The sequence below is a fragment of the Streptomyces sp. NPDC048248 genome (genome assembly GCF_043201875.1).
Taxonomy (GTDB): Bacteria; Actinomycetota; Actinomycetes; order Streptomycetales; family Streptomycetaceae; genus Streptomyces.
In genome coordinates this window covers 413261-434945 of sequence record NZ_JBICZL010000006.1, presented here as the reverse complement: position 1 = coordinate 434945, position 21685 = coordinate 413261, and the positions used below count along the sequence as shown (strand labels likewise).

Here is a 21685-nt window from a genome sequence, read left to right as displayed (position 1 = left end):
GTGGTCTGCACCGGGTGGGCGACCCCTGTGCGCGCGGGACTGAGACGAAGGAGGACAGGTGGTCCGCACGGGCGGTGTGCCGGAGGGCGCGTGCCAGGGCGCCCCGGGCATCGCCAGGTGTCAGCGGCTCTCCAGTCGCAATTGCACCTCCTGCTCCTGGTCACCGGCGACGCTGCCCTCCACCCGCACCGCGAACGGGGCGGCGAGGGCCTCGCGGAGACGGGCCACCGCCCAGTAGCCACCCTGGAGGGTGACCGTCAGGGGGGCGGTCAGCGACCGCGGCTCGGCCTCGGCCCGCAGATCGGTGACGTCGAACGTCGCTGTCCACACCGTCGAACCCGGCCCCTCCATCTCCTGCGGCACATCGTCCGCGGCTCGGTCGGAGGCGAAGGACGTGCGCAAGGCGCTGAAGACGGCGTGCGCATCTGCCGTGGCGCAGCCGACGACCTCCACCACGACCTCGGCCGATGGATGTTGATGTTCCGTGACTGACGCCTGATTCGCGTGATTCGCGCTGTTCACTGTGGGGCCTTCCTCTGGGAGCCGGACGCTTCCAGGCTCGCCTCCCGGCCCGGTGTGTGCGACCGGAGGCTCGAACGAGTGGTTTGAACGACCGGCACGGCATCATCGCGCCCTTCACGGTTACTGTGTGTAGCGAGACAGGGAAATTGATAACTGTCTGTCGTCAGCACTGCTCGGGAGGTCCCCGTGTCCAGCACCTTCATCGATCACCGCGCCACCGGTTACAGCCTGGGCCATGCCCTGTGCATGGCCCAGGCCGCCGAACTCGCCTACAAGGACGAGCACACCATCGAGGCCAAGGCCGAGGAGTGGAGCTTCGGCCGGGTCCGTCATCACCACACCCGGTTCCGGCCTCCGTTCCCGCTGGAGGACACCCAGGCGTACACCATCGGCGGCGACAACATGATCATTACCGCCTTCCGGGGGACGGAACCTGCACAGTTGCGGGACTGGCTGTCCGATGCCGCCACGCCGCCGTTGCCGGGGCCCAGCGGCAAGGGGTTCGTGCACTACGGATTCGGCGAGGCGCTGGAATCGATCTGGCCGCAGGTCCGAGCCGCCATCGAGGAACTCCGCGACAACCAGCAGACGCTGTGGTTCACGGGCCACAGCCTGGGCGGGGCCCTGGCGATGCTCGCCGCGGCACGGCTCCACTTCGAGGAGCCGCGACTGACGGCCGACGGGGTCTACACCTTCGGCCAACCGCGCACGTGCGACCGGGCCCTGGCCAGGGAGTTCAACAGCGCCTTCACCGACCGCATGTACCGCTTCGTCAACAACAACGACATCGTGGCCCAGCTCCCCCCGGAGCCCGCCTTCCACCACGTCGCGGCCCTGCGCTACATCGACTCCAAGGGCGGGGTGCACGACGCAATGCCGGTGATCAGCGGCCTCTTCGACCGCGCAAAGGGCTACACCGCCGACATGCTCGCACCCGCCTCCGACGGAGTACGCGACCACTTCGTGCAGGAGTACGTGACAGCACTGCAGAGAAGCGTGAACTGATGAGAGGTGGGGGCGAGGGGGGGGAGGAGGGGCTGGGTCCAGCGCAGGGTGTTGGGTTGGGCGCCCTGGGGTGAGCGTCTTGGGGTGAACGCCATGGGCCGGGCGAGTTGGGCCGGGCGCGTTGCCCTGGGTGTCACCCGGGCGCGTCGCCCTGGGGGCGTCGGGCTCGACCCTGGCGCGGGTGCGTTGCCCCCGGGGGCGTCGGGGTCGGCGCGGGCGTCGGGTGGGTTGGGCCTGGGCGCGGGTGGGTTGCCCCGGGGCCGGCGCGGGCCACGGGTGCGTTGCCCCAGGGCGCGTCGGGGTCGGCGCGCGGGTGGGTTGGGCCCGGGCGCGTCCGGGTCGGCGCGGGTGGGTTGGTCTCGGCTCGGCCCCGGGCCCTGGGGCTCGGGGCCTGGGCCCTGGGGCTCGGGGCCCGGGCCCTGGGGCTCGGGGCCTGGGCCCTGGGGCTCGGGGCCTGGGCTAGGAGGTCTGGGCTGGAGGTCGGAGGTCTGGGCTAGGGGGTCTGGGGCTTGGAGTCTTGGCCTGGGGTGGGGTGTTTGGCTCTGGGGTTGGGGAGGGGGGCGGGGGGCCGGGGGGGCGGGAGACCTCTGTGGGCGAGCTGGCGTTCCGCGCGGTTACCGGTCGCCGGGTCGCGGGGTGCCGGGTGTTGCCTTGTGCCGCGCGGTACCAGGCGGGGCGGTGAACGTGACGTCGGTGGCGCGGGGCAGGATTTCGACGCTGTCGCCGAGGGCCCATTCCGCGGCCCGGGATGACATCGCGGCCGGGACTCGCTCGCTGATGCCCGGCGCCGGCGGAATGTCGTAGGTGGCATGCCCGTCGTGCGGAAGGACGACGCGGTAGCCGCGCTCCAGTGCCGTACGGACGGTCGCGCTGACGCACATCTCGGACAGCACGCCGCAGACAGCCAGCGACCGCACCCCCGCACCCGTGAGCAGGTCGCCCAGCGGCGTGCCGTCAAAGCCGTCGTCGTCGGTCTTGCGGACCACTCTCTCGCGTCGGTCGTCCGGCCGTACCGGCAGATGGAGTTCCCAGCCCGGCGTCCCCGGTTCGTCCACGGCTCCGGGCGGTCCGTCGTTCTGCAGGTGGACGACGAGCGCGCCGGCGGTACGCGCCCGGTCGATCAGATCCCGGCTGCGGTCGAGCACCCGCTCGCCGTCAGGGACCGCTTCGCGACCTGCGAAGAAGGCTGTCTGTACGTCAATGACGAGGAGTGCCTCGACGGGCCGGCTCTCGTGCTGGGTCATGGGTCCATCGTGCCTGTGGGCCGAGCCCGCGTGATCCGGGATGCGGCGAGAACCGGCCAAGGCAGCCGCTCGCCTGGCCCCGTGGGCAGTGAGGTCCGTTCCCACACCGGACGCCGTCACCCTTCGAACCCCTTCGCGCCGAGCAGGACCAGCTCCTATGGTTGCCACGGGCATCGATCTGGTCAGTCCGGGAGGCAAGGCGCGCGGGGCGACGCGGACAGGCCGACGTGCGGGGCGGGTTATCGATGCTGGGGCTCCGGACGGGGGGACCGAGGCTAGCGCTCCGGGCAGGTGACCGAGGCTGAGGCTCCGGGCCGGGTGACCGAAGCTGAGGCTCCGGGCCGGGTGACCGGCGCTAGACCTCCGGGCGGGGTGGCCGAAGCTGGGGGGCTTCGGGCGGGGTGGACAGGGTCGGCGTACGAGGACGAGGCGAGGGAGACATCGTGGAACGAGCCGTCGTGAGTGGCCGCTGCGCGCCGGGCTTCGAGGGCGTCCGTGCTGCCTTCGAGCGGAATTTCAGCGCGCACGGAGATGTCGGTGCGTCGCTGGCGGTGACGGTCGGCGGTGAGCCGGTGGTCGATCTCTGGGGCGGACACTCGGACCGGGCCATGACGCGGACGTGGGAGCACGACACACTCGTGAATGTCTACTCCACGTCCAAGGGGATGACCGCACTCTGCGCCCATCTGCTGGTGGACCGGGGCGAGTTGGATCTCGATGCAGCGGTGGCCCGTTACTGGCCGGAGTTCGCACAGGCCGGTAAGGGGGATGTGCCCGTGCGCTGGCTGCTCAGCCACCGCGCCGGACTGATCGCGCCCCGCGAGCCGCTGACCGTACGGCACGCCTACGACTGGGAGAACGTGTGCGGCCGGCTCGCGGCCACCCGTCCGTGGTGGGAGCCGGGTACGGCGCAGGCGTATCACGCGGTGACGTTCGGATACCTCGTGGGAGAGGTCGTCCGCCGGATCACCGGGCAGTCCCTCGGCACGTTCCTGCGTAGCGAGATCACCGAGCCGCTCGGGGCGCGGGTGTTCATCGGCACACCGGTCGAGGAGCACGCGCGGTGTGCGGAGATGGTCGGGCAGCTGGACGAGGCGCGGATCGCCGAGCGTTTCCCCGGAGTGCCCGCGCCCCCGTTTCACAGCATCGCCGATCATCCGCTTGCCGTCGTCATGCTGGCGCTGACGTACATCCCGACCGGCGACGTCAACAGTGCCGCCTATCGTTCGGCCGAGATTCCCGCGGGCAACGCCCACGCCTCGGCGCTCGGCCTCGCGACCGTGTACGGGGCGCTGGCGTGCGGGCAGCTGGTGTCGCCGGCGACGCTGGAGGAGATGCGCAGGTCGCAGAGTCGTCCCGGCGAGCGGGATCTAGCCCTGGACGCGCTCGCGCCTGCCGGGCGCGAGCATCACTGGGGCCTGGGTTACATGCTGAACCACGAGGGGCACGCCGGACCCAACCCGCTGGCCTTCGGTCACGGTGGCGCGGGCGGCTCGTACGCCTTCGCCGACCCGGAGAACCGGCTGTCCTACGCGTACACGATGAACCGGTACGGCGGCGGCACCTCGGGCGACGACCCCCGCAATCGGGGCCTGGTCACGGCGGTGTACGCGGCCCTGGAGCGAGCCGACGGCTGATTGCACCCCGCCGCCCCCGGAGGAGAGCGGCGACCAGGGGACGACCGTGCCGCGCTACCGGAGATCCGGGCCGCTCCCCCGCGGGCTCCCCACCCGGCCGGTTCTGGTCGATCGCCGGCCGGTCCCCGCCCCAGCCGGTCGACCCCCAGCCGGTCGACCAGGAAGAACCAGGAAGTGATCACTGCCGTGGAGGCCGCCCGCCGCGACCGCCACCCCTCTCCCGGCTCCACTTTCTCCACCCACACGACGGACCAGTACGCCCCTGGTGGGCAGCCGACGATGCGCGCAGCCGCCACACCCCATACGTAGCCGCCCCCTGCACACAGGCGCCGCCCCGCCCACATGCCCTGACCCACCCATCCCCAGCTGGGGCCAGGCCCTGACCAGCGCAAACGCGACGCCTCGGCTTGCTTGTCCAGCCCCCGCTCCGCCACGGACCCGGCACACCGCCGCCGCCGTCTCCCTCGTCTTCGTACTGCCCATATCGCCCACCGAGCGCGATACTGGAAGGTGCGGCACGAAGCTGGACCCGGCGCGAGAGGTACGACGGGCCGCGAGAGGGCGTGGTGACCATGGAGAAGGACACCGAGACGGTGCACGAGGCGTATGGGTTCGTCTGTCTGCACTGCGGACACGGGTGGGATGAGGACTACGAGATCCGGCACTCCGCCGATCTTTCGGGTCGGCAGCGCGTCGACTACTTCGTTCGCGGCGTCAAGGTCTCGTCCCCGCTGACCCGGGCCGCCTGCCCGTCGTGCAACGGCGGCCCGATCCGGATCCTGCATCCGAGCCGGGTGCGCGCTGCCCGGCCGTACTTCGGCCCGACGTCCACACCCCTGTGAGCCGGCGCCCGAGCGGGGCGCGGCAGCGGGGAGGAGAAGGGTGTCGTGAGCTCGGCGCCCGCCCCTGATGGCGTGCCTGAGTCGGCGCTCGCCCCTGACCTGACGTGCCCGTCTGCCTGAGTCGTGACCGCTCCACCAGCCCGTTTACAGCTCTACCAGCCCGTATACAGCAGATGGTTGACGAGCAGCGCCATGACCGCTTGGGCGGTCAGCCAGTGGCGATGGCTGGACGCCGGCAGCAGGGCGGTGGCCGGCAGGAGCCAGAGGGCGAAGGGCAGCCAGATGCGTTCGGTCTCGGCCTTGCTCATCCCCGAGAGGTCGGCGACGAGCAGCGCGGCGAGGGCTGCCCCGACGAGGATCACCAGGCGAGCGCGCGGGGCCAGCGGCAGGGGCTGGGACAGGGACAGAGCCTCGGTCGGGGAGTCGGCCTGCGATTCGGACCGGGCCCCGGACCTCGATCCGGCTCGGGATTCGACTCGGGATTCGGCTCGGGCTGCGGGCTTGGGCGGGAAGTCGAACCGGGACCGCGTCGGGGACGGGGATACGGACCTGTACTCGAACGCGGACTCGGAGACGGACGCGGACTCGGACACGGACTCGGGCTTCGGGGTGGCGCGTGACGGCAGCAGAGGGCGCAGGGCGAGGGGTGCCGCGGCGAGGGTGTGTCGGAGGCCGGCGACCGTCGCCAGGCCGGTGATCAGAACCGTGCAGGCGAGATTTCCCCAGACCCAGTAGGCGTACGGGCGGACCGACGCGGCGCCCTGGTAGTAGCGCTCGACCAGGAGGCGGTAGCCCTCCCACCAGTTGAAGCCCGCGAGGGTGAAGGCCGCGGCCACGGCGAGGATTCCGGCGAGCACCAGCGGCAGCGGGCGCGTGGTACGGGTGATCAGCAGCACCGCGGCGGCGATCACCGCGATGAGGGTGAGGCCGTAGGAGAGGTAGCACGTCAGGCCGAAGAGGAGGCCGGCGCCCAGGGCGGCAGGCACCCGAGAGGGGCCTCTTCGGGTCGCGGCGAGCGCCAGGAGAGCGAGGGCCCAGGCGGCGACGGCGGCGAAGTAGCCGTCCGCGGAGGTGCCCACCCAGACCGCGGCCGGCGCCAGGACGAGGAACGGGGCGGCACGGCGGGCGGTTGTCTCGTCGGTGAGGGCGCGCAGGGCGATGAGGACCGCGGTCACCGCGGAGGTGCCGAGGACGAGGCACCAGAGGCCGGCCCAGGCTCCGCCGCCCAGACCGATCCGGTCGAGTCCGACGAAGGTCAGGACGGCCGCCGGCGGATGTCCGGCGACGTGGGCGGGCCAGTGGTCCGGCGCGTTGTTGAGGATGTGGGCGGTGTAGTCGCGCAGGGTCGGGCCGAGGTCGTCGAAGCGGCGGATGACGGTGAGGTACTCGTACTTGGTGGTGAGTCGGCCCGCGACCCCGGTCTGCCAGCCGTCGATCAGTGCCAGGGAGAGCGTCCAGGCCAGTGTCGCCGCCCAGGCCGCCGGGACGAGGGCGCGCCAGGGCAGGCGAGCGGCAAGTGGGGGTCCGCAGGCGATGACGGCGGCGGCGACCGCGAGGGCGGCGGGCGTCCCGGGTCCGAGGTGTGGGAACCACGAGGCGTACAGCGGGGGCCAGTTGACGTGCAGGCTGCCGTTGGCGTGCTGGATGACGGTGCCGACGGCGGCGGCAGCCGCGACGAGCAGGACGCCGGCCGCGGCGGCGAGCAGGTCGGCGCGGCGCACGGTGCGTTCATCTGGAGTCACATCGGCACGCTAGGGCGTGACCGGCGGGGTTCGGCTGCTTCGCGGTGCCGGTGTCACCGATCCGTCAGATCTTCGGGGACGTCAGACTTTCGTCACGCGTCGCACCCGCGGTGGCGCACCTGTCGCGGCATACCGTCGTGGCAGGGCGGCGATCGTCGTCGCGTGAGACGCCGAGGACACACATGCGTGCTCATCAGTTCCCCTCCCCCACGTCGCCGTCGTTCTGGCGCAGTGCGCTGCGCGGGCCACGGCTGACGGCGCTGCTCGGTGTGGTGCTGCTGGGCGGCATCACGCTTCTGTTCGTGACCGGCCTGCTTTCCTACGCGGCGTACAACCCGGATCTGGCGGGCGTGAACGACCAGACGCCCGGCAAGGGTGTGCTGGGGTTCTACCTCTTCGACTGGCCGACCGACCCGCATTGGCTCTACAGGGTCACCCAGGGGCTGCATGTCACGGTGGGTGTCGCGCTGGTCCCCGTCCTGCTGGCGAAGCTCTGGTCGGTGATCCCGAAGCTGTTCACGATGCCGCCTGCCCGGTCGGTGGGTCATGCGCTGGAGCGGGTGTCGCTGCTTCTGCTGGTGGGCGGGGCGCTGTTCGAGTTCGTGACCGGGCTGCTCAACATTCAGCTGGAATACCTCTTTCCCGGGTCGTTCTACCCGCTGCATTTCTACGGCGCTTGGGTGTTCATCGGCGCGTTCGTCGCGCATGTGGTGCTGCGGATGCCGCGCGTCGTACAGGCGCTTCGTGAGCGCGCGGACCCCGCGGCGCAGGAGGACGACACCGGGCTGGTTGCGGCGCGGCCGGGGGCGCCGACCGTCTCGCGCCGGGGTGCCCTGGGGCTGGTGGGCGCCGGTTCGTTGCTGCTGCTCGTGACGACGGCGGGGCAGAGCATCGGTGGGGCGTGGCGGCGTACGGCGTTGCTGGCGCCGCACGGGGGCAGCAGCCCCGGGAGCGGTCCCAACGGCTTCCAGATCAACAAGACGGCCTCGTCCATGGGGATCCGCGAGCAGGACACCGCTGACACCTGGCGGCTGACCGTGGTGAGCGGGGAGCGCCGGGTGTTGCTCAGCCGTGCAGAGCTGCTGGCGATGCCGCAGTACGAGTCGGCGCTGCCGATCGCCTGTGTGGAGGGGTGGTCGACGGACGATCAGCGTTGGAGCGGTGTCCGGCTGCGTGATCTGGCGGCGTTGGTGGGGGCCGGGGAGCGGCCGCCGGACGTCCTGGTGGAGTCGCTCCAGTTGCGTGGCGCGTTCCGGCGGGCCGCGCTGCGGGAGAACCAGGTGCGCGACGAGCGGTCGCTGCTCGCGCTGCGGGTGAACGGCGCGGAGCTGTCCCGGGATCACGGGTACCCGGCGCGGGTCATCGTGCCGGCGGCGCCGGGTGTGCTCAACACCAAGTGGGTGGCGCGTATGACGTTCGGGGAGCTGTGATGGACGAGAACCGGAGCGACGACGAGCCCGGCGGGCAGAGCCGGAGGAGCGACGAGCACGGCGCGCAGAGCCGGAACAGCACGACCTCCACGGACGGTGGGGCCCGTATGGGCGGTGGGGCCCGTAAGGATGGGGAGCGGGTGTCGGGCCGCCGGGGGATTTTGCGGCGGTCGGGTCGTGCGGCAGCGCGGCAGTGGGCGGTGTGGCGGCGGCGCCACTGGTACGGGGAGGGCCCGCTGCATCTGGTGCTGGTGCTCGGCTCGTTCGCGCTCACGGGCTATGCGGGAGTGCGGCTGCTGGCCGGTGCGCAGTGGCCGATGGTGGTGGTGTGGTTCGTCGGGGCTGCGCTGCTGCACGACCTGGTGCTGCTTCCGTTGTACTCGCTCGCGGACCGCGCGGTGTGCAGGGTCACGGCGGGGAGGGGGCGGCGCCGCGCATGGACCGCGTACGTCCGGGTCCCGGCGGCCCTGTCCGCACTGTTGTTGCTGGTGTGGCTGCCGTTGATCGCGGGCTCTGCCGGGAGCGGTGCGGCGGCGCACTACGAAGCGGCCACCGGCCTGTCCGGTGAGGTCTTCCTGCCGCGGTGGCTGCTCATCACCGCCGCGCTGTTCGCGCTGTCCGCCCTGTTGCTGCTGTGGCGCACGGTTCAGCCGCGGTTGAGGGGTTCGGCGCGGCGGCGCAGCGCGACGAAGCAGCGCCCGGCGGCCGGAGGCTGATCCGGTCCCGAACCCTGCCCGGCGAAGGCGTCCTGCCCGGGGAAGGGGCCCTGTCCTGGGAGGGCGCCTTCCAGGTGGCGGCGCCCCTGGCCGGTGGCGGGTTGCTGCTCGGGGACGGTCCAACGCTCGGTGGGCGTCCAGCCCGTGGCCGCGGCATGGCGCAGCAGCGCGGGGGTACCGACGCGCGCCCAGGGGAACCAGGAATGGCGGCTGCCCTGCCGGCGGCGCGGGCCGTGCAGGTCGTCAACCCGGACCTGCACCCTTTCGTCGATGTCCGCAGGCGTGGTCTCCACGAGGAGCAGGCCCTGTCGGCCGAGCAGTTCGCCTATCCGGGCGAGCAGGGCGCGGGGGTCGCCGCCGATGCCGATGTTGCCGTCGAGCAGGAGCGCGGTTCCCCAATGCCCCTCGTCGGGCAGGGAGTCGAAGACCGAAGCGCACAGCGCGGCGCCGCCGGTCGCCGACGTACGGGCGACAGCGGCCTCGCTGACGTCGATACCGAGCGCCCGGCGGCCCTGTGCGTGCAGCGCGGCGACCAGCCGGCCGGGGCCGCAGCCGATGTCGAGGACCGGCCCCTCGCAGCGGCGCAGCGCGGAGAGATCGGCGGCGTCCGCACCGGCACACCAGCGCTCCACCTCCAGGGGCAGCAGCCAGCCGTCGGTGCGGCGCAGGAAGAGCGGGCCGCGGCCGCTGCGCAGCGCGTCGGCGTAAGGGTCGGCGCCCCAGGGCGCGGTGTCGTCCCGGGTGACGGGGGTGCTGGTGCTCATCGTCGGACGACCGGGGTCAGCCTGGCGAGGGCCGCGGCGAACCGCCCGTGCGGTGCGGAAGCGGCGACCTCTTCGGCGTCGGCGGCGGTGTCGACGTCCCGCTGCGGGGGCAGCTCCCGGATCCGGAGTCCGGCGGCGGCCAGACGGGCCCGCTGGGCGGCTCCGGTGCGAGGGGTGGACATCGGTACGCCACGCAGCAGGCGCGGGTCGGGGGCCGCGAGGCCCAGTGCCCAGAAGCCGCCGTCCTCGGCCGGGCCCAGCCAGGCGTCGCATGCGTTCCAGGCGTCGAAGTCCGTTGCGGGGGCGAGGAGTTCGGGGGTGACCTGGGGGGTGTCCATTCCGATGAGCAGGGTCGGTCCGCTGCTGCCGGCGAATGCCGCTGCCAGGCGTTCGTCGAGGCCGCCCGTGCTCTGCGGACGGACCTCGAAGCCCGGCGGCAGCCAGTTGCCGGGGCGGCCGTCGAGGACCACCACGCGGCGCCTGGCGGGCATGGCGCGTACCGCTTGGAGGGTGTCGTGCAGTGCGGCCTCGGCCAGTTCGGCGGCCTCGTGCGGTGTGTAGGGCGGCGTGAGGCGGGTCTTGACCCGGCCTGGCAGCGGTTCCTTGGCGATGACCAGGACCGTCGTGGGTCCCGGACAGCCAGTGGGGTCGGTCATCGGGCGGATCCCTCCGTACGGGCGGTCAGGGGCGGTTGATGCAGCACGGATCGCATGTCGCGTACGGCGTGCCAGGTGCCGCGCCAGGTGCCGGTGACCTTCGAGCGGCCGGTGCGCGGCCGGTAGGGGACGTCCCGTTCCTCGACGCGCCAGCCGGCGTCGGCGGCGCGGACGACCATTTGGAGCGGGTAGCCGCTGCGCCGGTCGGTGAGCGCGAGGTCGAGCAGCGCGGTACGCCGGGCGGCCCGCAGGGGGCCGAGGTCGTGCAGCCGCAGGCCGGTGCGGCGGCGCAGCATCCGGGCGAGGGCGATGTTGCCGAGTCGGGCGTGCGGCGGCCAGGTGCCGCGGCCCTGGGGGCGTCTGCGCCCCAGCACCAGATCGCTGTCGCCGTCGCGCACGGCGTGGACGAAGGGGGTGAGCAGTGCGGGGTCGAGGGAGGCGTCGCAGTCGCAGAAGCAGACGATGTCCGCTTCCGCGGCCAGCAGCCCGGCGTGGCAGGCGGCGCCGAAGCCGCGGCGGGGTTCGTGGACGACGGTGGCGCCCAGTTCGCGGGCGAGGTCGGCCGAGCCGTCCGTGGAGCCGTTGTCCACGACGATCGCCCGCCAGCCGGCCGGGATGCGTGCGAGCACCCAGGGCAGTGCGGCGGCCTCGTCCAGGCAGGGCAGTACGACGTCCACCGAAGCGGGGAGGGGCTCTCGGGGAGGGGAGAAGGTCATGCGTTCACCTACACATCGGAGGGGTGCACGGGCGGGTCGGCCCGGCGGGAGTGGTGCGTGGTCGGCTTCGGCGGGAGCGGGCGTACAGCGGTGTGGGGCTTCACGGTCGACGGGGCGGCGTCGGGGCCTGGAGAGGCGGCAAGTCGGGCGGGCGGCAGGTCCTCTCAGGGCCCCTGCACCGCCCCGGCCGGCACGGCGACACCGGACCCCACCGCCCCGGCCCCGGACGTCCCGGGCCGTGTGGCGACCTCGGGCTCCGTGGCCACCTCGGGCTCCGTGGGCGCCCCGGCCCGCATGCCGTCGCGTGCGAACTCCTTCATGCCCGACGCGAAGTCCACCTGCGCCCGCCAGCCCAGTTCGTCGGCGATCCGCCGCGACGACGCCGTGATGTGCCGGACGTCGCCCAGCCGGTACTCCCCCGTCACCACCGGCGCCGGGCCGCCGCACGCCTCGGCCAGGGCATGCGCCATCTCCCCCACGGTGTGCGGCACTCCGCTTCCCGTGTTGTAGGCGGTGAGGGTCCCCGCCTCGCGGTCTGCGGCGGCTTCCAGCGCCACCGCGTTGGCGGCCGCGATGTCGCGGACGTGGACGAAGTCCCGCCGCTGGCCGCCGTCCTCGTAGACCACCGGTGCCTGCCCCCGTGCCAGCGCGGAGCGGAAGAACGACGCCACACCCGCGTACGGGGTGTCGCGCGGCATTCCCGGGCCGTAGACATTGTGGTAGCGCAGCGCGACGGCCCGGCCGCCGGTGGCGCGCGCCCAGGCGGCGGCCAGATGCTCCTGGGTGAGCTTGGTCGCGGCGTAGACGTTGCGCGGGTCGGTCGGCGCGTCCTCGCTCACCAACTCCGGGCCCAGTGCGGTGTCGCAGGCGGGGCACTGCGGGTCGAAGCGTCCGGCGGCGAGGTCTGCTTCCGCTCGCGGGCCGGGCCGCACCACGCCGTGGCGGGGGCAGGCGTAGCGGCCCTCGCCGTAGACCACCATGGATCCGGCGAGCACCAGGCTGCCGACACCGGCCGCGGCCATCGCGGCCAGGAGGACGGCGGTGCCCAGGTCGTTGCAGCCGACGTAGTCGGGCGCGTCCGCGAAGTCCTTGCCCAGGCCCACCATCGCCGCCTGGTGGCAGACCGCCTGCACGTCCCGCAGGGCCTCGTCGACGGCGGCACGGTCCCGGACGTCGGCGACGATGCGCCGTACCGCGGGGTGCGGCGGTGGGGGCTCGGCGTGGGCGGAGGGCAGCAGTGCGTCGAACACGACGGGTTCGTGCCCGCGCGCCAGGAGCGCCTCGACGACCTGCGATCCGATGAACCCGGCACCGCCGGTGACCAATACACGCATGCCGGTCACGCTAAGCGCAGCGCGGCGGGCCGGCCCGCGTGTCGGCCGCCGTGTCATGGGTCCGTAAGATCCCGGCCCGCTGCGATTCGGTAACAGCGGCGCATTCGAGGTAATTCGGGTCGGCATTTGTTGCATATGCTCAGGTCGGGGGCCGGTTTCGGGCAGACCGGCGGCCGACGGCCCCCATGTCCCCCCTGTCCCCGTTCCCTCTCGCGACACCGTCGGAGTACACCTTGGCCGTGGAGAACGGGGAGCCGCGCACCGGCTCCCGTGTCCTGTCCGCGCTCCCCTACACGGTCATGGCCGTGGTCAGCGCGGTTGAACTCACCGCGGGCCCGGGGGTCGGCTTCCTGCCCCTGGTCTCTCTGGGCCCGGCGTTCGCGGGGTTGGTCGGCGGGTGGCGGCGTACGGCCCTCGCCGGTCTGACCGCATGTGTGCTCTGCCTCGGTCTGGGCTTCTACAACGGCCTGTTCGAGGGCAGGCGCGGGCTGCCCGCGCTGCTGTCGGTGGCCGGCGTCACCGCGGCCGGTGTGGTCGCCGCGGTGATGCGCCAGCGCCGCGAGGAGGAGTTGGCGAGTGTCCGCTCGATCGCCGAGGTTGCCCAGCGGGTCCTGTTGCGGCCGGTGCCGCTGGCCGCGGGCCCGTTGCGGATCGCCGTGTCGTACACGTCGGCGGTGGCCGAGGCCAGGATCGGCGGCGACCTCTACGAAGTGGTGACCTCGCCCGCGGGGGTGCGGATCATCGTGGGGGACGTGCAGGGCAAGGGTCTTGAGGCGGTGGAGAGCGCGGCGGTGGTGCTGGGGGCCTTCCGTGAGGCGGCGCACGACGAGCCGGATCTGCCCGCCGTCGGCGAGCGGGTGGAGCGGGCGCTGAACAGGCATCTGTCCGGCGAGCGGTTCGTGACGGCCGTGCTCGCCGAGATCGGCGAGGGGCCGAATGCGACGCTGTTGAACTTCGGGCACCCGGCGCCGCTGATCGTGCGGCCCGCCGGCGAGGTCTGCTTCGCGTCCCCGCCCGACCGTGCGCTGCCGCTCGGCCTCACCCCGTACGTCTCGCAGGCGCCGGTCCCGCACGAGGTGGCGTTCGCGCCGGGCGACCAGATGCTCTTCTACACCGACGGGGTCACCGAGGCGCGCGACGGGGCGGGGCGTTTCTACCCGTTGGACGAGCGCGCCGACCTGCTCAAGGACCCCGACCCCGAGGCCGCGCTGCGTGCGGTCCGCGAGGATCTGGTCGAGCATGCCGACGGCCCGCTGCACGACGACGCCGCGATGCTGCTGGTCCGCTACCGGACGGCCTGCGAGGCGGAGCAGTGACCGTCCCGGTAGCGGCCGGCGTGCGACGGCCTCACCCCAGCGGCAGTCCGGTGTAGTTCTCGGCGAGTTCGGCGGCGGCGTGCGGGGAGGTGGCGATGCGGTCGAGTTGGGAGATCTGCAGGCGGGTGTCGAACGGGCTCTGATCCGCCGCGGTGTGCAGGGTCGTCGTCATGAAGTACGAGAAGTGCTCGGCGCGCCAGACCCGGCGCAGGCAGGTGTCGGAGTAGGCGTCGAGCAGCTCCGTCGAGCCGGTGTCGTGCACCTGGGCCAGGGCGCGGGCCAGCACGGTGACGTCGGCGACGGCGAGGTTGAGGCCCTTGGCGCCGGTGGGCGGCACGATGTGCGCGGCGTCCCCGGCCAGCAGGACCCGTCCGTAGCGCATCGGTTCGGTGACCGCGCTGCGCATCGGCAGGACGGCCTTTGCGGTGAGCGGGCCGCGCTCCAGCTTCCAGGGGGTGTCGACCGCGGCGCGGGCCTGCAGTTCGTCCCAGATGCGGTCGTCGGGCCAGTCGGCGGGATCGGTGCCGTTGGGGACCTGGAGGTAGAGGCGGCTGACGGTCGGTGTGCGCATGCTGAACAGCGCGAAGCCCCGCGGGGAGTGCGCGTAGATCAACTCGTCGCAGGAGGGCGGCACATCGGCGAGCACGCCGAGCCAGGAGTAGGGGTAGGCACGTTCGTACGTGCGGCGCTCGGTCTCCGGGACGGCGAGTTTGGTGACGCCGTGGAAACCGTCGCAGCCCACGACGTAGTCGCAGGTGAGGGTGTGTTCGTGGCCCTGGTGGGTGTAGTGGATGACCGGCCGGTCGGTGTCCGCGCCGGTCACGTCGCGCACCTGCGCCCCGAACAGCAGGGGCGCGCCCGCGTCGAGTTGCAGGGCTATCAGGTCCTTGACGACCTCGGTCTGGGCATAGACCGTCACCCGGCGGCCGCCGGTCAGCGCCGGGAAGTCCAGGCGGTGGGCGCGCCGGTCGTAGCGCAGTTCCACTCCGTCGTGGACGAGGCCCTCGCGGTCCATCCGCGCGCCGGCGCCGCACTCGCGCAGGACGTCGACGGTGCCCTGTTCGAGGATGCCCGCGCGCTGCCGCTGCTCGACGTAGGCGCGGTCGCGGTTCTCCAGGACGACGCAGTCGATTCCGGACCGGTGCAGCAGTCGGGCGAGCAGCAGGCCGGCGGGGCCGCCGCCGACGATGCCGACCGTGGTGTGGCTCTGGTGCATCAGCTGTCCGTTTCTGCCGTGTCCGGGTGCGGGGTGTGCTCGGTGAGGTATTCGTCGACGACCCGGTCGGCGAGTGCGAAGGCGGTGTTGGCGGCCGGGACGCCGCAGTAGACGGCCGACTGCAGGAGCACTTCCTGGATCTCCTGGGGTGTCAGGCCGTTGCGCAGTGCCGCCCGCAGGTGCATCGACAGTTCGTCGTGGTGGCCGCGGGCCACCAGCGCGGTGAGGGTGATGCAGCTGCGGGTACGGCGGGAGAGGCCGGGGCGGGTCCAGATCTCGCCCCAGGCGTAGCGGGTGATGAAGTCCTGGAAGACCGCGGTGAGGGCGCTGGTGCGGGCGATCGAGCGGTCCACGTGGGCGTCGCCGAGGACGGCGCGGCGGACGGTCATGCCGGCGGCGTGCCGGGAGCGGTCGTCGCCGGCCGCCGCGTCTGCCGGAACGGGCCCGGAGGGGCGGGCGGGGTGTTCCGCGAGATGGCCGAGGAGCGCGGCGAGCACCGGTGCGGGCCGTTCCGCGCTCGCGAGGTGGGAGGCGCGGGGCAGCTCGACGAGAGTCGCACCGGCGATGTGGTCGGTGAGTTCGCGGGCGTGCGCCGGCGGCGTCGCCGGGTCCTCGCGGCCCGCGACGACGAGCGTGGGGGCGGTGATGCGGTCCAGGTCGGCGCGCAGGTCGTAGGCGGCGAGGGCGTCGCAGCAGGCCGCGTAGCCCGCCGGGTCCACGGTGTCGCGCAGTGCCAGGACCAGGTCCCGTGCCGGTGCGGAGTTGGCGAAGGCCGGGGTGAACCAGCGGGCTGCGGTGGCCGCGGCGATCGGGGCGAGGCCCTGTTCGCGGACGAGCGCGGCCCGTTCGCGCCAGGCGGCGGGCTCGCCGAACCGGGCGGAGGAGCAGATCAGGGCGAGCGAGTCGATCCGGTCGGGGTGGTGTGCCGCGAGCCATGCGCCGACGGCGCCGCCGAGGGAGACGCCCGCGTACGCGAAGCGATCGACGCCGAGCGAGTCGGCGAGGTCGAGGACCAGGCGGGCGAGGTCGGCGACGGTGGCGGTGGGCACCGCGGGGGCAGGGCCGTCCCTCGGCTCCAGCACGTCGGTGGGGGTACCGCCGTGTCCCGGAAGGTCCCAGCGGACGACGCGGTACTGCCGTGCCAGTTCCGGGAGTTGGGGTTCCCATAGGGAGAGGGACGTGCCCAGTGACGGGCCGAGGATGAGGACGGGCGCGTCGGCGGGTCCGTCCACTTGGTGGTGCACGAGCCCCGTCGCGTCGGCGGTGTCCGGTTGTGCGGGGGTCGGGTGGTGCTTCATGCGGGCTCCTGCGGGTCACTCTCGGGTCGCGCCAGGGCGCGGTCGACGAGCCGGGCCGCGGAGCCCGGGTAGCCGGTCGGGTCGAGGAGCCGGCGGAGCCGGTCCTCGGGGAGGGCAGAAGCGGCGGCGGGGTGATCGGCGAGCGCAGCGCGCAGCGCGTCGTACAGGTCGACGCCGTCCTGGGCCGTGCGCCGGGCCGCCGCGTCGAGGATGCGGCGGGCCTCGCCGCGGCCGGTCAGGGCGGTGAGGGCCGCGGCGAGGCGTTCGGTGGTGATCAGGCCGCCGGTCGCGGCGAGGTTCTGCCGCATCCGGTCCGGGAAGACGCGCAGGCCGGCGCTCAGTTCGGCCGCGTCGCGGGCCGCGCCACCGACCAGCCGCAGGGCCTCGCGCAGCGGCTGCCATTCGGCGTGCCAGGCGCCGGCCGGGCGTTCGTCCTCGGCGACGAGCGCCGCGTGCAGGACCGCGGCCTGCGCCGGGACCTGCCGGGCGGCGGCCGCGATCAGCGTGGCGCGCACGGGGTTGGCTTTGTGGGGCATGGCGGACGAGCCGCCGCCGCTGCCCTCGGCGACCTCGCCGATCTCGGTGCGGGTCAGGGTCAGGACGTCGGCCGCCATCTTGCCGAGCGCGCCGGCGGTGAAGGCGAGGGCGCCTGCGAGGTCGGCGATCGGGGTGCGCAAGGTGTGCCAGGGCAGGGCCGGTTCGGTGAGCCCGGTCTCGGCGGCGTACGCGGCGAGCAGCCGGCCGCCGAGGTCGGGAGCGGCCTCCACCGTCGAGCCGTTCGCGGCGGTGCCGCCCTCGGGGCTGTTCGCCGCGACGCCGTCGGCCTCGGCGAAGGCGTGGAAGGCCGCGAGAGTGCCGGCCGCGCCGCCCAGTTGCGCGGGCAGTGCGGCACGTACGGCGGTGAGCCGGTCGTGGGCGTCGAGGACCAGGGCACGCCAGCCCGCGGCCTTCAGGCCGAAGGTGGTCGGTACCGCGTGCTGGGTGAGGGTGCGGCCCGCCATCGGGGTGTCGCGGTGCGCGGCGGCCGTTCGGCGCAGGGCGGCCGCGGTGTGGGCGAGGTCCGCCAGCACGGCGTCAAGGGCGCGCGCGCAGACCAGCATGGTGGCGGTGTCCAGGATGTCCTGGCTGGTGGCGCCTCGGTGGACGTAGGCGGCGGCCTGCGGGTCACGGTCGGCGACGGCGGCCGTCAGGTCGGCGACGAGCGGGACCACCGGGTTGCCCGCGGAGCGGGCGCGTAGCGCCAGATCACCGGCGTCGAACGCAGCCGCGGCGGCCTCGGTGACGGCTGTGGCCGCGTCCCGCGGTGCGAGCCCGAGTGCGGCCTGGGCGCGGGTCAGGGCGGCTTCCGCGTCGAGCATGGCGCGCAGGTACGCGGCGTCTCCGGTCGCTTCGGCCGCCGCGGAACCGGCCCAGCACGGGCTGAGCAGCCCCAGGTCGGCGGCTGCCCGGGGGGCCTCGCGGGTCGGCGGCGTCACGGGCCGGCGGGTGTCATCGGAAGGCAAGGAAGACCGTCTCCTCGGTGCTGCCGTCCTCGGCTGCCTGCAGACGGACATCGAAACGGTAGCGGGCGGGGCCGTCGGGCCGGGCCAGGAGCGTGTGTGCCCGGTGTGCCGGCAGCGACGAAAGCAGCGGGTCGGCGGCGTTGGCCGTCTCGTTCCCGGGGAAGTAGACGCGGGTGAAGAGGTGGTGCAGCAGGCCGCGCGCGAAGACGCACACCGCGAGGTACGGCGCGGCGTCCGGTGTGCCGGCGGGGGCGGTCGCGGGCAGGGTGCGGACCGCGTAGCGGCCGTCGGCGTCGGTGGGGACGCGGCCGAAGCCGGTGAAGTCCACGCCGTTGCGGCCGAGGACCGCGCCGGTGACCGGGTCGCGGCGCAGCGAGCCGGGCGCGCCGGTGAGGCTGCCGTCCGGGTCGGCCTGCCAGAACTCCAGGAGGGCGTCGGGGACGGGCGCCCCGGCACCGTCGAGGACGGTGCCGTGCACGGTGATCGTGTCGGGGTGGCCGGTGGGTGCCATGTGGTCGCCGCCGGGGAACGGCAGGGCGTAGCCGTAGAAGGGACCGACGGTCTGGGAGGGGGTGACGGCGAGCGGGGCGGCCTGCCCGGCGCGGTCGGTGGTGCCGGTCATCAGCGGCCTTCCTCGATCCAGGTGGCGGACGGCCCGTCCAGGACGATGTCCCAGTGGTAGCCGAGGGACCATTCGGGGCGGGTGCGTTCGTGGTCGTAGGCGGCCACCAGCCGGGCCCGCGCGGCGGGATCGGTGACGGAGGAGAGGATCGGGTCGTACGCGAAGAGGGGGTCGCCCGGGAAGTACATCTGGGTGATCAGCCGCTGGGTGAAGGCCGATCCGAAGAGCGAGAAGTGGATGTGGGCCGGGCGCCAGGCGTTGTCGTGGTTGCGCCACGGGTAGGCGCCGGGCTTGATGGTGGTGAACTCGTAGCGGCCCTGGTCGTCGGTCAGGCATCGTCCGGCGCCGGTGAAGTGGGGGTCGAGGGGCGCGGGGTGCTGGTCGCGCTGGTGGGCGTAGCGGCCGGAGGCGTTGGCCTGCCAGATCTCGACGAGCTGGCCGCGTACGGGGCGGCCGCCGCGGTCCAGGATGCGGCCGGAGACGGTGATGCGTTCGCCGAGGGGCTCGCCGTGGTGCTGTCGGGTCAGGTCGGCGTCGAGGTCGGTGATGTCGGTGACGCCGAAGGCGGGTCCGGAGAGTTCCACGGCCTCGGGGTCGGCCAGGGCGTCGATCTCGACCAGCGGCTGCCGGGGGTGGCGCGCGACGCTGCTGCGGTAGGGGGTGTAGGCCCGCGCGGGATGCGGGGACGTGATGAGGCCGGCGGCCCGGTCCTGCTCCGCCGCGCCTTCCAGCGCTGCCATCTCGCGGCTGATGTCGGCCTGGGTGGGGGGCGTTGCCGGGGTGGGCCGGGCCTGCGGGGCGGGGAGTGCGGCGCCGGCGGTGGGGTCGGCCGCCGGGGCGGTGACGTCGCCGAGTGGTGTGGGTGGGGTCATGAGTGCCTCTTCATGCGGTGAATGGCAGGGGTGGGTGGGGGCGAAGGCGTGTGGCGGGCGGGGCGAAGGACGACTGCGGAGAGTCTGGAGTCTTCAACTCGGGCTCTGTGCGAGTGGGTTGAAGCGCTCCGGGCCCGACGGCCCACGGCTACCTCTCCAGCACCACGGCGAGACCTTGCCCGACGCCGATGCACAGCGTCGCCAGGCCCGTACCGGAGCCCGCGGCCGCCAGCCGGTGGGCCACCGCGCCGGCGATCCTGGCGCCGGAGGCTCCCAGGGGGTGCCCGATGGCGATCGCGCCGCCGTGCGGGTTGACGAGGGACGGGTCGAGGTCGGGCCAGCCGGCGAGACAGCCGAGCGCCTGGGCGGCGAACGCCTCGTTCAGCTCGACGGTGCGCAGGTCGCCGAAGCCGCGTCCGGCCTTGTCCAGGGCCCGTTCGGCCGCCTCGACCGGCCCGAGTCCGAAGTAGTGCGGTTCGATGCCGGTGACGGCGCTGCTGCGGATCCGGGCGAGCGGTTCGCAGCCCGACTCGCGCAGGCCCCGCTCGTCCATCAGCAGCAGTGCGGCCGCACCGTCGTTCAGCGGCGAGGAGTTACCCGCGGTGACGGTGCCTCCCTCCTTGCGGAAAGCGGGTCGCAGCTTGCCGAGGGCCTGGAGAGAGGTGTTCTCACGGACGCACTCGTCGCGGACCGCGGCCGGCTCGCCACCTGTATCGGACCCGTCGCCGCACGGCACGACCTCGGCGTCGAAGGCGCCGTCCTTCCATGCCCGCGCCGCCTTCTCGTGGCTGGCCAGGGCATAGGCGTCCTGCTGGGCACGGGTGATGCCGTGGCGGTCGGCGATCAGCTCGGCGCCCTCGCCGAGGGAGACGGTCCACTCGTCGGGCATCCGCGGGTTGGTCAGCCGCCAGCCCAAGGTGGTGGAGTGCAACGTCTGCGGGCCCGCGGGGAAGGCGCGTTCGGGCTTGGGCAGCACCCAGGGGGCGCGGCTCATCGACTCCACCCCGCCCGCGATGACCACGGAGGCGTCGCCGAGTGCCACCGACCGGGCGGCCTGGATGAGGGCTTCCATGCCGGAGCCGCAGAGGCGGTTGACGGTGACGCCGGGCACGCTCACGGGAAGCCCTGCGAGCAGCACCGCCATGCGCGCCACGTCCCGGTTCTCCTCGCCGGCCCCGTTGGCGTTGCCGAGGTGGACGTCGTCGATCCGGGTCGGGTCGAGGCCCGGGGCGCGGTCCACGAGTGCCTTGACGACCTGTGCGGCGAGGTCGTCGGGGCGGATTCCGGACAGTGCGCCGCCGTACTTGCCGACGGGGGTGCGGACGGCGTCGACGACGTAGACGTCCCGGGGACGGTCGGTGATCATCAGGCTTCCTTCCGGGGAGTGTGGCCTGCGGCGGTCCGCGCATCGGCCGGGTCGGGCGCGGCGGCCTTCAGGGCGCGCAGCGCGGTGAGTTCGGCCTCCGTGGGCGGCGCGGTGACGCCGAGCCGCGCGGCTTCCCTCAGCTCCCAGCCGGTGGCCTCGCGGACCTGCTCGACCGTCACCCCCGGGTGCAGGTCGGTGAGGACGAGTTCGGCGGTGTCCGGGTCGGGGCGCAGCACGCCGAGGTCGGTGATGACCGCCGTCGGGCCGGCGCCGGGCAGGCCGAGTTCCGCGCGGTCGCGCGGTCCGGTGCCGTGGCCGAGGGTGGTGACGAAGTCGAGTGCGCCGACGAAGTTGCGGCGGCTGTGCCGGAGCACCATCAGCACCTGGCCGCAGTTGGCGGCGATCTCGGGGGCGCCGCCCGCGCCGGGCAGCCGACCCTCGGGCTTGTCGGGGCCGCGGTCGACGACGGTGGTGTTGATGTTGGCGAACCGGTCGACCTGGGCGGCGCCGAGGAAGCCGACGTCGATCCGGCCGCCCTGGAGCCAGTAGTTGAACATCTCCGGCACGGACACCACCGAGTCGGCGGTGTCGGCCAGTTCGCCGTCGCCGATGGACAGCGGCAGTTGCGTCGGCTTGGAGCCGATGGTGCCCGACTCGTAGACCAGCACCAGGTCGGGGTTGACGGTGTGCCGGGCGAGGTTGGCGGCCGTACTGGGCAGCCCGATGCCGACGAAGCAGGTGCGCGCGCCGGCCAGCGCACGGGCGGCGTTGACCTCCATCAGCTCGTCGCGGGTGCAGTCGGGAGCGGTGGTCACGGCGTCGGCAGGGGCCGCGGCGGGAACGGCGGTCGCGGCAGGGGCCGGCGTCCCGCCGTCGGGGGCCGGA

20 protein-coding genes are annotated in these 21685 nt (G+C 73.6%); 6 read left to right on the top strand and 14 right to left on the bottom strand.

All coding sequences use genetic code 11. The annotated features are described in order from the left end of the window. Positions 1-120: 120 nt before the first annotated feature. Positions 121-522 carry a hypothetical protein gene (locus ACGFZW_RS15495; protein ID WP_393893606.1) on the bottom strand — a complete coding sequence of 134 codons (402 nt, stop codon included), beginning with the start codon at positions 520-522 and terminating at the stop codon, positions 121-123. Between the two features lie 186 nt (positions 523-708). On the opposite strand from ACGFZW_RS15495, the gene ACGFZW_RS15490 reads away from it, so the two are divergent. Then, the gene (locus tag ACGFZW_RS15490) at positions 709-1527 is read left to right on the top strand and encodes a lipase family protein (RefSeq protein WP_393893605.1); all 819 of its coding nucleotides are present in this window, start codon (positions 709-711) and stop codon (positions 1525-1527) included. A gap of 614 nt (positions 1528-2141) precedes the next feature. Here the strand turns inward: ACGFZW_RS15490 and ACGFZW_RS15485 are convergent. Then, on the bottom strand, positions 2142-2771 hold the full coding sequence (locus tag ACGFZW_RS15485) for a cysteine hydrolase family protein (RefSeq protein WP_393893604.1): 630 nt from the start codon (positions 2769-2771) through the stop codon (positions 2142-2144). Positions 2772-3214: 443 nt separating this feature from the next. On the opposite strand from ACGFZW_RS15485, the gene ACGFZW_RS15480 reads away from it, so the two are divergent. After that, the gene (locus ACGFZW_RS15480; RefSeq protein ID WP_393893603.1) at positions 3215-4408 is read left to right on the top strand and encodes a serine hydrolase domain-containing protein; all 1194 of its coding nucleotides are present in this window, start codon (positions 3215-3217) and stop codon (positions 4406-4408) included. Between the two features lie 572 nt (positions 4409-4980). Beyond that, positions 4981-5250, top strand: coding sequence for a hypothetical protein (locus ACGFZW_RS15475; RefSeq protein WP_393893602.1), 270 nt, complete (start codon positions 4981-4983; stop codon positions 5248-5250). 152 nt (positions 5251-5402) lie between these two features. Here the strand turns inward: ACGFZW_RS15475 and ACGFZW_RS15470 are convergent, their stop codons facing one another. Continuing rightward, the gene (locus ACGFZW_RS15470) at positions 5403-6992 is read right to left on the bottom strand and encodes a hypothetical protein (RefSeq protein ID WP_393893601.1); all 1590 of its coding nucleotides are present in this window, start codon (positions 6990-6992) and stop codon (positions 5403-5405) included. Between the two features lie 182 nt (positions 6993-7174). Between ACGFZW_RS15470 and ACGFZW_RS15465 the strand changes: the two genes are divergently transcribed. Beyond that, on the top strand, positions 7175-8422 hold the full coding sequence (locus tag ACGFZW_RS15465; protein WP_393893600.1) for a molybdopterin-dependent oxidoreductase: 1248 nt from the start codon (positions 7175-7177) through the stop codon (positions 8420-8422). Between the two features lie 107 nt (positions 8423-8529). Then, positions 8530-9138 carry a hypothetical protein gene (locus ACGFZW_RS15460; protein WP_393893688.1) on the top strand — a complete coding sequence of 203 codons (609 nt, stop codon included), beginning with the start codon at positions 8530-8532 and terminating at the stop codon, positions 9136-9138. Here the strand turns inward: ACGFZW_RS15460 and ACGFZW_RS15455 are convergent. The 4 genes from ACGFZW_RS15455 to ACGFZW_RS15440 all read right to left on the bottom strand — a co-directional run bounded on the left by ACGFZW_RS15455 (position 9069) and on the right by ACGFZW_RS15440 (position 12608). Continuing rightward, entirely contained in the window at positions 9069-9902 is an 834-nt protein-coding gene (locus ACGFZW_RS15455) for a methyltransferase domain-containing protein (protein WP_393893599.1), read from the bottom strand. The two genes, ACGFZW_RS15460 and ACGFZW_RS15455, sit on opposite strands and share 70 nt — an antisense overlap. Beyond that, a complete protein-coding gene (locus ACGFZW_RS15450) occupies positions 9899-10558 on the bottom strand; it encodes a DUF2064 domain-containing protein (RefSeq protein ID WP_393893598.1) in 660 nt (219 codons plus the stop codon). Before ACGFZW_RS15450 ends, ACGFZW_RS15455 begins: the two co-directional genes overlap by 4 nt. Beyond that, complete coding sequence (locus tag ACGFZW_RS15445) at positions 10555-11274, bottom strand: glycosyltransferase family 2 protein (RefSeq protein WP_393893597.1); 720 nt, start codon at positions 11272-11274, stop codon at positions 10555-10557. Before ACGFZW_RS15445 ends, ACGFZW_RS15450 begins: the two co-directional genes overlap by 4 nt. Positions 11275-11438: 164 nt before the next feature. Beyond that, complete coding sequence (locus tag ACGFZW_RS15440; RefSeq protein ID WP_393893596.1) at positions 11439-12608, bottom strand: NAD-dependent epimerase/dehydratase family protein; 1170 nt, start codon at positions 12606-12608, stop codon at positions 11439-11441. A 299-nt stretch (positions 12609-12907) separates the two neighbouring features. Here ACGFZW_RS15440 and ACGFZW_RS15435 point away from each other — a divergent pair, with 299 nt between their 5' ends. Beyond that, positions 12908-13924, top strand: a complete 1017-nt coding sequence (locus tag ACGFZW_RS15435) for a PP2C family protein-serine/threonine phosphatase (RefSeq protein ID WP_393893687.1) — start codon at positions 12908-12910, stop codon at positions 13922-13924. Between the two features lie 31 nt (positions 13925-13955). On the opposite strand, the gene ACGFZW_RS15430 is transcribed toward ACGFZW_RS15435, so the two are convergent. The 7 genes from ACGFZW_RS15430 to ACGFZW_RS15400 form a co-directional block, all read right to left on the bottom strand. Then, entirely contained in the window at positions 13956-15140 is a 1185-nt protein-coding gene (locus ACGFZW_RS15430) for a 4-hydroxybenzoate 3-monooxygenase (RefSeq protein WP_393893595.1), read from the bottom strand. Then, positions 15140-16438 (bottom strand): 3-oxoadipate enol-lactonase, encoded by a 1299-nt coding sequence (pcaD, locus tag ACGFZW_RS15425; RefSeq protein WP_393893594.1) that lies wholly within the window; start codon positions 16436-16438, stop codon positions 15140-15142. The genes ACGFZW_RS15430 and pcaD overlap by 1 nt, the downstream gene beginning before the upstream one ends. Continuing rightward, a complete protein-coding gene (pcaB, locus tag ACGFZW_RS15420; RefSeq protein ID WP_393893593.1) occupies positions 16435-17991 on the bottom strand; it encodes a 3-carboxy-cis,cis-muconate cycloisomerase in 1557 nt (518 codons plus the stop codon). The genes pcaD and pcaB overlap by 4 nt, the downstream gene beginning before the upstream one ends. Continuing rightward, entirely contained in the window at positions 17927-18562 is a 636-nt protein-coding gene (pcaG, locus tag ACGFZW_RS15415) for a protocatechuate 3,4-dioxygenase subunit alpha (RefSeq protein ID WP_393893592.1), read from the bottom strand. The genes pcaB and pcaG overlap by 65 nt, the downstream gene beginning before the upstream one ends. Next, on the bottom strand, positions 18562-19302 hold the full coding sequence (gene pcaH, locus ACGFZW_RS15410) for a protocatechuate 3,4-dioxygenase subunit beta (protein WP_393893686.1): 741 nt from the start codon (positions 19300-19302) through the stop codon (positions 18562-18564). The genes pcaG and pcaH overlap by 1 nt, the downstream gene beginning before the upstream one ends. A gap of 280 nt (positions 19303-19582) precedes the next feature. After that, positions 19583-20800 (bottom strand): thiolase family protein, encoded by a 1218-nt coding sequence (locus ACGFZW_RS15405; protein WP_393893591.1) that lies wholly within the window; start codon positions 20798-20800, stop codon positions 19583-19585. Further along, a complete protein-coding gene (locus ACGFZW_RS15400) occupies positions 20800-21579 on the bottom strand; it encodes a CoA-transferase subunit beta (protein WP_393893685.1) in 780 nt (259 codons plus the stop codon). The genes ACGFZW_RS15405 and ACGFZW_RS15400 overlap by 1 nt, the downstream gene beginning before the upstream one ends. Between the last annotated feature and the right edge of the window lie 106 nt (positions 21580-21685).